The organism is Mitsuaria sp. BK041 (genome assembly GCF_014193085.1).
Classification (GTDB): Bacteria; Pseudomonadota; Gammaproteobacteria; order Burkholderiales; family Burkholderiaceae_C; genus Roseateles.
Window position 1 is genome coordinate 565983 of the sequence record NZ_JACHYT010000002.1, and the last position, 13408, is coordinate 579390.

A 13408-nucleotide genomic window follows, 5' to 3' on the forward strand; every position below is an offset into this window, starting at 1 on the left:
GGAATGGGTCGTGGAATGCGGGGCGCCGTCCGGCCGGTCAGCCCGCCCGGCAGTGCTGTTGCACCGCCTGCAGCAGCTGGTCCTTCGTGAAGGGCTTCGTCAGGTAGTCCTGCGAGCCCACCATGCGGCCTCGCGCCTTGTCGAACAGGCCGTCCTTGGACGACAGCATGATCACCGGCACCGACGCGAACTGCGGATTGCGCTTGATGATGGCGCAGGTCTGGTAGCCATCCAGGCGCGGCATCAGGATGTCGCAGAACACGAGGTCGGGCTGGTAATCGCTCAGCTTGGCCAGCGCATCGAAGCCGTCCTCGGCCAGCACGACTTCGTGCCCGCCCTGTTTCAGGAAGATCTCGGCGCTGCGGCGGATCGTGTTGCTGTCGTCGATGACCAGCACCTTGGTCGCCGTGCGGGGGCTTGCGCTGGAATCCAAGCTCTTCTCCGTATTGTTCAGACGATGGTTGTCAGGGAAATTTCAGGCGCGCGACAGGCGCGACCGGATGGCTTCATCGAAGGGCGATGCGCGGGTCAGATCTGGACCATTTCAAAGTCCTCCTTGCGGGCACCGCATTCGGGACAGGTCCAGTTCATGTCGACATCCTCCCAGCGCGTGCCGGCGGCGATGCCGTGCTCAGGGTCGCCCGCGGCCTCGTCGTAGATCCAGCCGCAGATCAGGCACATCCAGGTCCTTGCTTCGCTCACGATGGGTTGACTTTGCATCACTACAATGATCGAAAGATTGTAGCCACGCCCCCGGGCTGACCCGGGGGGCGGAAGTACCGATGAAACAACAGTCGATAGCGGTCCTTCTTCACGTTATGCGCATCAGTTCACGGCTTCGCGCCAACCATCCATGAGCCGCCCAGACCCGCACCAACCAGACCCCCAGGACGCCGCCGCGATCGATGACCAGGACTCGCCGCCGCCGGCCTGCGTGATGAGCTTCAATGCGTCGGACCCCAGCGGCGCGGGCGGCAGCGCCGGCGACGTGGCGACGATCGCCGCCATGGGCGCGCATGCGCTGCCGGTGGTGACCGCCATCGTGATGCGCGACACGGCCGAGGTCTTCGACCACCAGACGCTGGACGGCGACTGCATCGTCGAGCAGGCCCGCTCGATCCTCGAGGACGTGCCGGTCGCCGCCTGGAAGGTCGGCTTCCTGGGCAGCGCCGAGGGCGTCTCCTCGGTCGCCGAGGTCCTCTCCGACTACCCCGACGTGCCCCTGGTGGCCTACCTGCCGAGCATCTCCTGGCTGGACGAGGAACAGCAGCAGAGCTACCTGGACGCATTCCGCGAACTGGTGCTGCCGCAGACGCTGGTGCTGGTGGGCAACCAGAAGACGCTGATCGACTGCCTGTTGCCGGACTGGGACGCGGACCGCCCGGCCTCGCCGCGCGAACTGGCGGTCGCGGCGCAGCAGCACGGCGCCGCGCATGTGCTGGTGACCGGCATCCAGCTGCCCAACCAGTACATCGACAACGTCCTGGCGAATTCCCAGGGCGCGATCACCGGCGAGAAGTTCGAGCGTTTCGAGGCCAGCTTCGTCGGCGCCGGGGACACCTTGTCCGCCGCGCTGGCCGCCCTGCTGTCGGTCGGCTCGGAGCCGCACGACGCGGTCGGCGAGGCGCTCGCCTTCCTCGACCAGTCGCTGGAGGCGGGCTTCCGCCCCGGCATGGGCAACGTGGTGCCCGACCGCTTCTTCTGGGCGCTGCCACCCGGCGAGGAGGGCGAGGAAGGCGCCGAGACCGTGCCCGCCACCGACGAGATGACGATCGACGAGCCGCCCAGCCGCGGCCCCCGCCGGATCCATTGAGTCCCCCGAGGGCGCCCGCGCGGCGCCCTCCGTCTTTTCCTGCATTGATGCGCCTCAGCAGTACCGGAATTCCGATATGAGCCAGAACGAGACCCTGTTCGCCCGCGCCCAGCGCGTCATTCCCGGCGGGGTGAACTCGCCGGTGCGCGCCTTCCGCGCGGTCGGCGGCACGCCGCGCTTCATCACCCGCGGCGAAGGCGCCCACATCGTGGACGCCGATGGCAGGCGTTACATCGACTACATCGGCTCCTGGGGCCCGATGATCCTGGGCCATGGCCATCCAGCGGTCGTCGAGGCGGTCCAGAAGGCCGTGCTGGAGGGCTTCTCCTTCGGCGCGCCGACCGAGCGCGAGGTCGAGCTGGCCGAGGAGATCCTGGCGCTGGTGCCCAGCTGCGAGCAGATCCGGCTGGTGAGCTCGGGCACCGAGGCAACGATGAGCGCCATCCGGCTGGCGCGCGGCGCGACGCAGCGCAGCAAGTTCATCAAGTTCGAGGGTTGCTACCACGGCCACACCGACGCGCTGCTGGTGAAGGCGGGCTCCGGCCTGGCGACCTTCGGCCATCCGACCTCGGCCGGCGTGCCCGAGGCCACGGCGCAGCACACCATCGTGCTGGAATACAACAACGTCGCGCAACTCGAGGAAGCGTTCGCGCTGCACGGCGCGGAGCTGGCCTGCGTGATCGTCGAGCCGATCGCCGGCAACATGAATTTCGTGCGCGCCAGCGTGCCCTTCATGACCCGGATGCGCGAGCTGTGCCGCCAGCACGGCGCCCTGCTGGTGCTGGACGAGGTGATGACCGGCTTCCGCGTCGGCCTGCGCAGCGCGCAGGGCGTCTATGCCGACCTGATCCCCGGCTTCGTGCCCGACATCAGCGTGTTCGGCAAGGTGATCGGCGGCGGCATGCCGCTGGCGGCCTTCGGCGCGAGCCGCGAGATCATGCGCCACCTGGCCCCGCTGGGCGGCGTCTATCAGGCGGGCACGCTGTCGGGCAACCCGGTGGCCACGGCCTGCGGCCTGGCGACGCTGCGCGAGATCAAGAAGCCCGGTTTCTTCGAGGCCCTGTCGACGCGCACGCGCCGGCTGGTGGACGGCCTGAAGATGGTGGCGACCGAAAACGGCGTGCCCTTCAGCGCCGACAGCGAGGGCGGCATGTTCGGCTTCTTCCTGCTCGCGGAGCTGCCGCAGAACTACACGACCGTGATGACGACGGACAAGGAGCGCTTCAACCGCTTCTTCCACGCGATGCTGGACGCCGGCGTGTACCTGGCGCCGGCGCTGTACGAAGCCGGTTTCGTGTCCGCCGCGCACACCGACGCGGACATCGATGCGACGCTGGAGGCCGCCCGCCGCGCGCTGCGTTGAGGGGCGGCGATGCCCCGGTGAGGCCGGCGTGGCAATTCCCGGGCCCGGTTTGTCGCACTCTTTTCAATCCGCGACAGGCATTACGCTTGCTTACCGGTTGGTACAGCAGCTGAGAGACAGACATGCATATCCACATCCTGGGCATCTGCGGCACCTTCATGGGCGGCCTGGCGGCGCTCGCGCGCGAGGCGGGCCATACGGTGACCGGCTGCGACGCCAATGTCTATCCGCCGATGTCGACGCAGCTGGAAGCCTTGGGCATCGAGCTGATCCAAGGCTTCGGCGCGGAGCAACTGGCGCTCAAGCCGGACCTGTTCGTCATCGGCAACGTGGTGACGCGCTCCTCCGAGGGGCGCTTCCCGCTGATGGAGGCGATCCTCGATGCCGGGCTGCCCTACACCAGCGGGCCGCAGTGGCTGGCTGAGCACGTGCTGCAAGGCAAGCATGTGATGGCGGTGGCCGGGACGCACGGCAAGACGTCCACGACCTCGATGCTGACCTGGATCCTGGAATCCGCGGGCCTGGCGCCCGGCTTCCTGATCGGCGGCGTGCCGCAGAACTTCGGCGTGTCGGCTCGCCTGGGGGGCGGGAAGTACTTCGTGATCGAGGCCGACGAGTACGACACCGCCTTCTTCGACAAGCGCAGCAAGTTCGTCCATTACCGGCCGCGCACGGCGATCCTGAACAACCTCGAGCACGACCACGCGGACATCTTCCCGGACCTGGCCGCCATCGAGACCCAGTTCCACCACCTGGTGCGCACGGTGCCGCCGTCGGGCCGGCTGGTGGTGAACGCGCGCGAGGACGCGCTGCAGCGGGTGCTGTCGCGCGGCTGCTGGAGCGAGGTCCAGCGCTTCGGCGCGCGCAAGGAGGAACCCGGCGCGCTGCGCGCCCGTGGCGAGCCGCAGTCCTTCGACGTGCTGCGCGGCAGCCTGAAGGTGGGCCACGTCACCTGGGAGCTGCTGGGCGAGCACAACCAACTCAACGCGCTGGCGGCGATCGCCGCGGCGGAACATGTCGGCGTTGATCCCGAGCGGGCCGCCGAGGCGCTGGGCGGTTTCAGGAACGTGCGGCGCCGGCTGGAGCTGCGCGGCGAAGCCAGCGGGGTGAAGGTCTACGACGACTTCGCGCACCATCCGACGGCGATCCACACCACCATCGACGGCCTGCGCCGGCGCATCGCACCGCAGGAGCGCATCCTGGCGGTCTTCGAGCCGCGCTCCAACACGATGAAGCTGGGCACGATGAAGGCGCAGCTGCCCTGGGCGCTGGAGGAAGCGGACCTGAGCTTCTGCAACCAGGACGGCCTGAGCTGGGACGCGCGCGAGGCGCTGGCGCCGCTGGGCGAGCAGGGCCTGGTGGGCGCGGACGTCGAGGAACTGGTGGCGATGGTCCGGCGCGCGGCGCGGCCCGGCGACCATGTGCTGTGCATGAGCAACGGCGGCTTCGGGGGTATCCACGAAAAGCTGCTGGACGCGCTGAAGTAAACCGGCGATCCTGCGCCGCGCGCGGCGACGCGCGCCCTGGCGAGCGATCGACAACGGTTCGATCCGCCGCCGATCCCGGGGTTCGGAGCGGACCCCGATCGACCGACAGTCCCGATTGACCTCAATTCACGCGAGGAGCGACGACACGATGAGTGGTCCTGGCAAGCTGGTGCCCGCGCTGCAGAACCGATCCTTCCTGTGCCTGCTGGCGCTGGTGACGGTGGCGTTCGGCTGGATCCTGTGGCCGATGCTGAGCGCGCTGCTGTGGGGGGTGGCGCTGGCCATCGTGTTCCAGCCGCTCTATCGCAAGTTGCTGCGCAAGACGCGCCGGCCGGGGCTGTCCTCGGGGCTGACCATCCTGGTGATCCTGCTGCTGGTGGTGCTGCCGCTGACCTACGTGATGGGCGCGCTGGTGCGCGAGGCGGCGGTGGTCTTCGAGATGGTCAAGTCGGGCCAGTTCAACTTCAACACCTACGTGGCGCAGATCTACGCGGCGCTGCCGTCGTGGCTGCTGGACGTGCTGGAGCGGCTGGGGCTGCACGACCTGGCCAACCTGCAGGAGAAGCTGGGCAGCGCGCTGAACCAGGGCAGCCAGTTCATGGCGACCAAGGCGCTGGGTTTCGGCCAGGACACCTTCGACTTCCTGGTGAGCTTCTTCGTGATGCTCTACCTGCTCTATTTCCTGCTGCGCGACGGCGAGCAGCTGTCGGCGCGCATCCGCGACGCGCTGCCGCTGCAGGACTCCTACAAGCGCCAGCTCGGCGAGAAGTTCCGGACGGTGATCCGCGCGACGGTCAAGGGCAACATCGCGGTCGCGGCGCTGCAGGGCGCGCTGGGCGGTTTCGCGTTCTGGGCGCTGGGCATCCACGCGCCGGTGCTGTGGGCGGTGCTGATGGCCTTCCTGTCGCTGCTGCCGGCGGTGGGGGCGGCGCTGGTGTGGGCGCCGGTGGCGATTTACCTGCTGGCGACCGGCCACATCGCGTCGGGGGTCGGCCTGCTGCTGTTCGGCACCATCGTGATCGGCCTGGTGGACAACCTGCTGCGGCCGCTGCTGGTGGGCAAGGACACGAAGATGCCAGACTACGTCGTGCTGCTGTCGACGCTGGGCGGCATGGCGGTGTTCGGCATCAACGGCTTCGTCATCGGCCCGCTGATCGCGGCGATGTTCATCGCGGTCTGGGACATCGTCGCGGCGGAGCGACGGTATCCGGTCGGGGATCAGCACTGAGCACGGCGACGCCCCGCACACGCATCAGCGAGGCTGAGCCCTGACAAACCTGGCCTGCGCCCACGAGCGCTGCAGCGCATCGCCATGAAAAAGGCCGGCTTTCGCCGGCCTTCGCGCTGATGGACAGGCGCGGTCAATGGACCGCGCCGGCGCTCAGGTGCGCACCATCGTCGCCTTCAGCACCGTGCTGAGGAAGTCCAGGCTCTCGGCCAGGTGGGCGCGGGTCTCGAGCGAGCCCTTGCCCTGCGCCGCGCGCAGCTCGCTCTGCAGCTGCACCGCGTGCAGGCGCAGCACCGCGTAGGCATCGGCGAACTGGCCCGAGGCCGCGCCGCTCTTCGTCAGGTTCGCCTGGATGCGGCGCAGGTACTCGCGCTGCAGGTTGCGGCGCAGCGGGTCGATGTCGCCGCCGGTCTTGAGCTCGCTCCAGATCGAGGACTGCAACGTGCCGTAGACCTCGCCGATCGAGATCAGCCCCTTGCGCTGCGACACCGGCACGTAGGCCGGCAGCTCCATCAGGCGGATCGCCGTCTGCGCCTGCAGCAGGCGGTCCAGCGAACCCAGCTGCACGCGCGCCACCGCCGCCGGGATGTTGACGAATCCCGCCCGGTTGAACTCGACGTAGTCCGTCGTGATCGAGGTCAGGAACTCCGGCTTGAAGCGGAAGCTGTCGGCGCTGAAGATGCCTTGCGCCAAGAAACGCAGCGCCTCGCGCTGCTTGGCCGGATCGACCGGACGCATCGCCGCGACCGAAGCCCCCGGCACGTCGCGGTGCGTGTACATGCCGCCGACGTACTTGCCCACCAGGTCCGACGCGCGCGCCAGCTGGCTGAAGCCGTTGGCCAGTTGACGGCGCTGGCGCAGCGGATCATCGGTCGCCTCGGGCGCGCGGTTCTGCACCCGGGCCCACAGCTCCTGCGTCAGCTTCAGCCGCTTGCGGAAGTAGGCCATCGGGTCGTCGCCGAGGTCGAAGCGGTTGATCGTCGGATCCATGCCGTCGAACGGGCCGAAGCCGCCGGCATCGGTGTCGTCCGCGTAGGCGTGGCCAGGCTGCGTGTTCTGCGAGGCGATGCGCTTGAGCTCGCTCTCCTCCTGCTCCTTGGGCACCTGCTTGTAGGCGTACTCGATCGCCCAGTAGTCGTAGGCGCCCAGCGTCGTGTTGTTGTACGTGGTGGGCGCCTCGCCCTGCAGCGGGATGTTGTAGGCGTTGTAGTCCATGACCGAGGCCGACAGCCCGTGCGCATCGGTCCAGGCCTTGTCCTTGAGCTGCGCCTGCGTGACCTGCGTCGAGGCCTTGAAGTTGTGCTTCAGGCCGAGCGTGTGACCCACCTCGTGCATGATCACGTCCTTGATCCGCGCCTGGATGAAGGCGTCGGCCTCGGGGCTGTCGGGCGCGATGTCGCCGCGCGCTTCCAGCACGTCCAGCGCGAAGTCCATCTCGGCCGCGGCGTCGTGCGCGTAGGTGCAGTAGGTCGCGTTGCGGCCTTCGCGCCAGCCGTGGTTCAGCGCGGCCAGCGCCTGCGCTTCCTCGGCCAGCGTCGACACCGGCGCACCGGCCAGGCCGCGCGGCGCGTCCTCGCTGATGAAGGCCCGGCCGCCACGGGCGAAGACGTCGCTCATGCCGATGTCGGCGTCCAGGATCTCGCCGGTGCGCGGATCGACATGGCTCGGCCCGATGGCGAAGCCCACGTCCGAGCCGACGAACCAGCGGATCGACGCATGCGAGGCGTCCATGTTGTCCCAGTCCGCGTCATCGGGCTGCTGCTTGGCCACGACCGCGTCCTTGAAGCCGATCTTCTCGAAGGCCTTGTTCCATTCCAGGATGCCGGCCTCGACCGCCGCGCGGTACTTCGGCGGGATGTTCTTGTCCATCCAGTAGGTGATCGGCTCCACCGGCTCGGACAGCGCGGCCGCCGGGTCCTTCTTCTCCAGGCGCCAGCGATTGATGTAGTGCACGCGCGGGTTGGCCTTGAGGTCGTCGCTCAGGTCGGTGAAGGTCTCGGTGAAGTGACCCAGCCGGCCGTCGGCGCGACGCGGCGACATCTTCTCCTCCGGCAGCGCGCGGAAGTTGTAGACAAAGCCCATGAACATCGAGCGCGGATCCGGCGTCGCCTGCGGCGGCGTCGGCACCGGCACCGGCGGGGCCACCAGCGGCGGCGCCGGGATGCGCGGCGTGAAGTAGTGGACCTTGGCGTTCAGCGTCGTCAGCTTCTCGTCGGCGCGGGTCAGTTCGAAGTAGGAGTTGCCGCGATCGACGTTGTAGGGCAGCCGGTAGGCCATCTCCAGCCGGGTGGACATGCCGGGGATGTCGCTCAGCAGCAGGCCGGCGTCGACCAGGAAGGCCTTGCGCTCGGGATGATCCGCGCTGGCGACCGGCCCCGCGGCCAGCAGGCTGGGCGAGAACGCCTCCTCGCCGGCGCGCTTGCCGCCGCCTTCGGCGCGGAACTCGGTGTTCAGCGCCACCAGCTGGATCGTGTTCCCGATGCGGCGCCACTCGGCCATGATCTCCGGGCCCATCTGGCTGGCGTAGAAGCCGCGCTCGCCGATGGAGCTGGAGATGTTGATGGTGAACAGGAAGGGCTTGTTCAGCATCGCGCGCGGGATCTCGAGCCAGACCTTCTCGTCCTTGCGCAGGATCGGGAACAGGCCGTCGTCGCGCTTGGCGTCGCGGCTGACCTCGGCGAAGGGCTTGGGTGCGGTGGGATCGGCGGCGGGACGCGGTGCCGTCATCGGCGAGCTGGCGCCGGGCTGGCCGGGCGCGCCCGAGGCGGCGCCCGCCGGCGCGGACGCGGCCTGGGCGGCCGGCGCGGCGGAGGACGAGGAGGAGCCGGTCGTGCCGGTCGTGGCGCAGGCGGTCAGCAGCAGCGCCGCGGCCGCGATGGCCGTCAGCTGGATCGTGTCCCTGTGGATCATGGATCTGTGTGGTCGGGGGTCCGTCCGGGGTCGGCCGGCCGGGCCCTGTTGAGAGAAATTCGGGCGCTGCGGTCTTCTGGCCGCAGTCGCCCCGACGGAACGGGCAATGTGCCGGGGCCGGAGCCCCTGCGTCAATGCGCACTAACGAGCGCGCGGCCCTCGCCGGCCGCGACGGTGGCGATGATCGCCCAGCCATCCCCCCGTGCCGGAAGTGACCCGCCCACCCGACGGAGAGGGACACCCCTACACTGCCCGCCCATGACCCTCCCCTCCCCTCCGCCGGAGGCCCCCGCGCCGGCGCGCCGCACCCACCTGCTCTACCTGCACGGCTTCCGCTCGTCGCCGCGCTCGGCGAAGGCGCGCCGCATGGCCGAGTGGACCGCCACCCATCGACCGGACCTGGTGTTCGCCTGCCCCCAACTGCCGCCCTCGCCGCGCGAGGCGATGGCGTTGGTGGACGCGCTGATCCGCGACTGGCCGCGCGACACGATGGCGGTGATGGGGAGCTCGCTGGGCGGCTTCTACGCGACCTGGGTGGCGCAACGCACCGGCGCCCGCACGGCGCTGCTGAACCCGGCGGTGGACCCGGCCCGCGACCTCGCCAACCACATCGGCGAGCAGACCTGCTGGCAGGACCCGGACGAGCATTTCTTCTTCCGCCGCGAGTTCGTCGATGAGCTGCGCGAGCTCGACGCCGGCGCGCTGGCGCATCCGGAGCGTCTGATGGCGGTGATCGCCAAGGGCGACGAGGTGCTCGACTGGCGCGAGATGCACGCGCGCTACCAGGGCTGCCGGATCAAGCTGCTGGAGGGCAGCGACCACGGCCTGGCCGACTTCGACGACCACCTCGACGAACTGGCCGAGTTCCTCGGCCTCTGACGCGGCCGCGCCGTCGGCCCGCCGACCTCCGCCGACTTCCGCCTACTTCCGCCTACTTCCGCCGTCCGGTCGCCTTCAGCAGCAGCACCGTCACGAGCCCCGTCAGCACGACGATCAGCCCGACCACGACCCAGAAGCCGTGCTTGTGTTCCAGCAGCGGCAACCCGCCGACGTTCATGCCGAACAGCCCGCTGATCAGGTTGATCGGCAAGGCCAGCACGGTGACCATCGTCAGCACGTACAGCGTCTGGTTGTTCTCCTGGGCGACCCGCGCCGAGGTTTCGTCCTGCACCGCGCGGATGCGCTCCTGCAGCGCCTGGATGTCGCGCAGCACCAGCGCGAATTCCTCGCTCGCCTGCTGCAGCTGCTGCTTGTCCTGCTCGGCGACCCAGTCCGGTGGGTTGGACAGCATCCGCAGCAGCGCGCTCGGCTCCGGCGCGAGCAGCCGCTGCAGCCGCACCATCAGCCGGCGCAGCGCCGCCACTTCGGATTCATGACCCGCATGCCGGCCGGCGAGCAGCGCATCCTCGATGTCGTCGACCCGCTCGGTGGCCTGGCGCACGATGCGCTGCAGCTCGTCGGCCTGGTCGCGTAGCAGGTGGTCGAGCAGCGCCACGCTCGATCGCGGCCGGTCGCCGCGCTTGATCGCCATGCGCAGCCGGTCCACCGAGCGCAGCGGCGCGCGGCGCACGCTCAGCACCAGGTGCTCGCTGGCCTGCATCCACAGCGTCGACACGTCGCCCACGTCGAAGGCGAAATCGAAGGTCACGTCGTTGAGCACCGCGAACAGGTGCTCGCCGACGCGCTCGATGCGCGACGAGCGCGAGCCCTGCTGCTGGGCCTCGTCGAAGCTCTCGGCCAGCGCCGCGTTGCGGCGCAGCCAGGGCAGCGCGCCCGCATGCGCGAGGTTCAGGTGCAACCACAGGAAGCCGCCCTCGGGCCGCGCCAGCCGGGCCTGCGCCTGGGCCAGCGTGGGCAGCGCCTCGGTGGGGCGCTCGGGATGGATCCAGAAGCCGCAGATCAGCCCGTGTTCATCGCCGCCATACGGGGCCGCCAGTCCCAGCGGGGACGGCATCGTCTCATTCATCGCCATCGGCGGATGGTAGACGCGCGATCGCCTCGCCCATGCGGATCCGCTGGCCCGGCTGCAAGCTGGGCGACAGCTTCACGCCCGGCGGGAGGAACACGAGGATGGTCGAGCCCTGCTCGAACCAGCCCATCTCCTCGCCGCGGGCGTGATCGTGGCCGAGCTCGAATCGGTGCGGGCCCGGATGGTCCGGCCGCAGCGTCAGGTCCAGCGCATGCAGGCGCAGGCTGGCCACGAGGATGGCCGCCACCGGCACCAGCGCGATCGGCGTGCCGTCCGGCAGCGTGCACTCGATGGCTGCGCGCACGTTGCGGCAGAACAGCCGCTCGACGCGCTTGAGCGCGATCGGGTTGACGTTCCAGGTGTCGCCGGCGATGTGGGTGACGCGATGGATGCGCAGGTCGGCCGGCGCATGGAAGCGGTGGTACATCGCCGAGGTCAGCCGCAGCGTCAGGTAGGTGCCGTGGAGGTAGGGCGCGGCCCGGGTGGCGTCGCCGAACAGCTCGGCGATGCGGTAGTCCATGCCCTTGGCCTGCAGCGCCATGCCGCGCTCGACCGGCCCGTGCGCGCCGACGATCGCGTCGCAGGGGCTGACGATGGTGCCCGGCGCCGGATCGATCGGCCGGCGCCCCGGCTGGAGCCGCCGCGTGAAGACCTCGCGCAGCGAGCGGTAGCCGCGAACGGGCGCCTGCGCCTCGCTCAGGTCCAGGTCGGTGAACAGCCGCCACACCGCGACGCTCAGGCGCGTCAGCGCCGGCGACTCGATCCGGCTGTACCAGCCCATGAAGCGCGTCAGCGCCAGGCGCGGCACGCGGTTGGTCAGGAGGAAATTGAGGTCTTCCTGCTGGGTCAGACGGTCGATCCAGCGCGCCGATTTCATGGACATGTCAATTCCGTCGGATACATATCTCCGCAATTTGCCAATGCTGTGTGACAGCAGAACGAGGCTCCGGAGGTCCATGCCCATGTCCACGACGTTCTTCACCTTCGACCTGCTGCCGGTCGCCGCCGCCGCGGCCGGGCTCGTGGCCCTGTACTACGCGCCGACCGGCTGGCGCCGGCTGCAGCTCTCGCGGGCGAAGCACCCGTCGCTGGCGGGTCATTCGCGGATGGCCGTGCGGCTGGCGCGGCTGATGCCGACGCGGCGCTTCGACGACCAGCGCTTCTTCAACGCCGACGACGCGCCGGACGCCATCGTCGCGACGCGACGCGCCAGCTTCACGGCGCTGTCGCGCACGCTCAAGACCCGCCATGCGCGCAGCATCGCCGCGACGCAGGCGATGAAGCCCTCGCTGCCGGACCTCCAGTTCACCAGCAACTACCGCGTGCCGCCGCCGTTCAGCCCGCTGGTGCAGCGCGAGCTGCTGCTCGGGCCGGTGATGGTCGCGAGCGACGGCCATTGGCTCACCGACCTCGACGGCGAACGCTTCATCGACCTGGCCGGCAGCTACGGGGTCAACCTCTTCGGCTACGCGTTCTACCAGCGCTGCATCGCCGAAGGCGCGCGGCGGGTGGAAGCGCTCGGCCCGGTGCTGGGCGTCTACCACCCGCTGGTCGAGGACAACGTGCGGCGCATCCTCGCGCATGCGCGCATGGACCAGTTGTCCTTCCACATGTCGGGCACCGAGGCCGTGATGCAGGCGGTGCGGCTGGCCCGTTATCACACGGGGAAGACGCACCTGGTGCGCTTCTGCGGCGCGTACCACGGCTGGTGGGACGAAGCCCAGCCCGGTCCCGGCAACCCGCTGCCGGCCGAGCGCACCTACACGCTGCGCGACATGCACGCGCGCAGCCTGCAGGTGCTGCGCACCCGGCGCGACATCGCCTGCGTGCTGGTGAATCCGCTGCAAGCGCTGCATCCGAACAAGCCGGCGCCGGGCGACGGCTCGCTGGTCGACAGCTCCCGCCGCGCGTCCTACGACAAGGCCGCCTACGCCGCCTGGCTGCGCGAGCTGCGCGAGGTCTGCACCGAGCGCGGCATCGCGCTGATCTTCGACGAGGTGTTCATGGGTTTCCGCCTCGGCGCGGGCGGCGCGCAGAGCTACTTCGGCGTGCAGGCCGACCTGGTCACCTACGGCAAGACGCTGGGCGGCGGGCTGCCGGTGGGCGTGGTCTGCGGCCGCGCGGCGTGGATGAAGCGCTATCGCGACGAGCGCCCGGCCGACATCTGCTTCGCCCGCGGCACCTTCAACACGCATCCGCATGTGATGGGCGCGATGTCGGTGTTCCTGGACGCGCTCGAGGACCCCGAGCGCCTGCGCCAGATCGACGCGCAGGAGACGCAGCAGGACGCGCGGCGCGAGCGGCTCAACGCGGCGCTCGAGGCCGAGGGGCTGCCGCTGCGCGCGGCCAACATGTCCTCGGTCTGGACGCTCTATTACACCGAGCCCTCGCGCTACAACTGGATGCTGCAGTACTTCCTGCGCGAGCAGGGCCTGGCGCTGAGCTGGGTGGGCACGGGGCGGATGATCTTCAGCCTGGACTTCAGCGACGCGGACTTCGACGAAGTCCAGCGCCGCATCCTGGCCGCCGCCCGCGCGATGCGCGACGGCGGCTGGTGGAGCAGCCCGGCGCTGCCGAGCAACCGGGCGATCAAGCGGCGCCTGCTGATGGAGACGCTGGGCCTGCGCGGCTGAGGCCC

The 13408-nt window shown here is 69.7% G+C and carries 11 protein-coding genes; 6 read left to right on the forward strand and 5 right to left on the reverse strand.

Annotated features, from left to right (window positions below; genetic code table 11):
- Window positions 1-37 precede the first annotated feature (37 nt).
- Both FHT38_RS18385 and FHT38_RS18390 read right to left on the reverse strand, forming a co-directional pair.
- Window positions 38-433, reverse strand: coding sequence for a PleD family two-component system response regulator (locus FHT38_RS18385; RefSeq protein WP_091726969.1), 396 nt, complete (start codon window positions 431-433; stop codon window positions 38-40).
- Window positions 434-528: 95 nt separating this feature from the next.
- Window positions 529-720 carry a rubredoxin gene (locus FHT38_RS18390; protein ID WP_084452486.1) on the reverse strand — a complete coding sequence of 64 codons (192 nt, stop codon included), beginning with the start codon at window positions 718-720 and terminating at the stop codon, window positions 529-531.
- Window positions 721-853: 133 nt separating this feature from the next.
- Between FHT38_RS18390 and FHT38_RS18395 the strand changes: the two genes are divergently transcribed.
- The 4 genes from FHT38_RS18395 (at window position 854) to FHT38_RS18410 (ending at window position 5891) form a co-directional block, all read left to right on the forward strand.
- Window positions 854-1813 carry a hydroxymethylpyrimidine/phosphomethylpyrimidine kinase gene (locus FHT38_RS18395; RefSeq protein ID WP_404932646.1) on the forward strand — a complete coding sequence of 320 codons (960 nt, stop codon included), beginning with the start codon at window positions 854-856 and terminating at the stop codon, window positions 1811-1813.
- 76 nt (window positions 1814-1889) lie between these two features.
- The gene (hemL, locus tag FHT38_RS18400) at window positions 1890-3176 is read left to right on the forward strand and encodes a glutamate-1-semialdehyde 2,1-aminomutase (RefSeq protein WP_183492816.1); all 1287 of its coding nucleotides are present in this window, start codon (window positions 1890-1892) and stop codon (window positions 3174-3176) included.
- 122 nt (window positions 3177-3298) lie between these two features.
- Window positions 3299-4663, forward strand: coding sequence for a UDP-N-acetylmuramate:L-alanyl-gamma-D-glutamyl-meso-diaminopimelate ligase (mpl, locus tag FHT38_RS18405; RefSeq protein WP_183492817.1), 1365 nt, complete (start codon window positions 3299-3301; stop codon window positions 4661-4663).
- Between the two features lie 148 nt (window positions 4664-4811).
- Entirely contained in the window at window positions 4812-5891 is a 1080-nt protein-coding gene (locus tag FHT38_RS18410) for an AI-2E family transporter (protein ID WP_183492818.1), read from the forward strand.
- Between the two features lie 153 nt (window positions 5892-6044).
- Here FHT38_RS18410 and FHT38_RS18415 read toward each other — a convergent pair whose 3' ends face one another.
- Complete coding sequence (locus FHT38_RS18415; protein ID WP_091726995.1) at window positions 6045-8801, reverse strand: zinc-dependent metalloprotease; 2757 nt, start codon at window positions 8799-8801, stop codon at window positions 6045-6047.
- Between the two features lie 258 nt (window positions 8802-9059).
- Between FHT38_RS18415 and FHT38_RS18420 the strand changes: the two genes are divergently transcribed.
- Window positions 9060-9680: a YqiA/YcfP family alpha/beta fold hydrolase gene (locus FHT38_RS18420; protein ID WP_183492819.1), complete on the forward strand. Its 621-nt coding sequence runs from the start codon at window positions 9060-9062 to the stop codon at window positions 9678-9680.
- Between the two features lie 52 nt (window positions 9681-9732).
- On the opposite strand, the gene FHT38_RS18425 is transcribed toward FHT38_RS18420, so the two are convergent.
- Window positions 9733-10755 carry a transporter gene (locus tag FHT38_RS18425; protein ID WP_183492820.1) on the reverse strand — a complete coding sequence of 341 codons (1023 nt, stop codon included), beginning with the start codon at window positions 10753-10755 and terminating at the stop codon, window positions 9733-9735.
- Between the two features lie 4 nt (window positions 10756-10759).
- On the reverse strand, window positions 10760-11653 hold the full coding sequence (asd, locus tag FHT38_RS18430) for an archaetidylserine decarboxylase (protein ID WP_183492821.1): 894 nt from the start codon (window positions 11651-11653) through the stop codon (window positions 10760-10762).
- 79 nt (window positions 11654-11732) lie between these two features.
- On the opposite strand from asd, the gene FHT38_RS18435 reads away from it, so the two are divergent.
- Window positions 11733-13403, forward strand: coding sequence for an aminotransferase class III-fold pyridoxal phosphate-dependent enzyme (locus tag FHT38_RS18435; RefSeq protein WP_183492822.1), 1671 nt, complete (start codon window positions 11733-11735; stop codon window positions 13401-13403).
- Window positions 13404-13408 lie beyond the last annotated feature (5 nt).

Bases quoted from the DNA above. Each gene is read 5' to 3' on its own strand.
- FHT38_RS18390 (WP_084452486.1), bottom strand. From the start codon at position 720: ATGCAAAGTCAACCCATCGTGAGCGAAGCAAGGACCTGGATGTGCCTG.
- FHT38_RS18395 (WP_404932646.1), top strand. From the start codon at position 854: ATGAGCCGCCCAGACCCGCACCAACCAGACCCCCAGGACGCCGCCGCG.
- hemL (WP_183492816.1), top strand. From the start codon at position 1,890: ATGAGCCAGAACGAGACCCTGTTCGCCCGCGCCCAGCGCGTCATTCCC.
- mpl (WP_183492817.1), top strand. From the start codon at position 3,299: ATGCATATCCACATCCTGGGCATCTGCGGCACCTTCATGGGCGGCCTG.
- FHT38_RS18410 (WP_183492818.1), top strand. From the start codon at position 4,812: ATGAGTGGTCCTGGCAAGCTGGTGCCCGCGCTGCAGAACCGATCCTTC.
- FHT38_RS18415 (WP_091726995.1), bottom strand. From the start codon at position 8,801: ATGATCCACAGGGACACGATCCAGCTGACGGCCATCGCGGCCGCGGCG.
- FHT38_RS18420 (WP_183492819.1), top strand. From the start codon at position 9,060: ATGACCCTCCCCTCCCCTCCGCCGGAGGCCCCCGCGCCGGCGCGCCGC.
- FHT38_RS18425 (WP_183492820.1), bottom strand. From the start codon at position 10,755: ATGCCGTCCCCGCTGGGACTGGCGGCCCCGTATGGCGGCGATGAACAC.
- asd (WP_183492821.1), bottom strand. From the start codon at position 11,653: ATGTCCATGAAATCGGCGCGCTGGATCGACCGTCTGACCCAGCAGGAA.
- FHT38_RS18435 (WP_183492822.1), top strand. From the start codon at position 11,733: ATGTCCACGACGTTCTTCACCTTCGACCTGCTGCCGGTCGCCGCCGCC.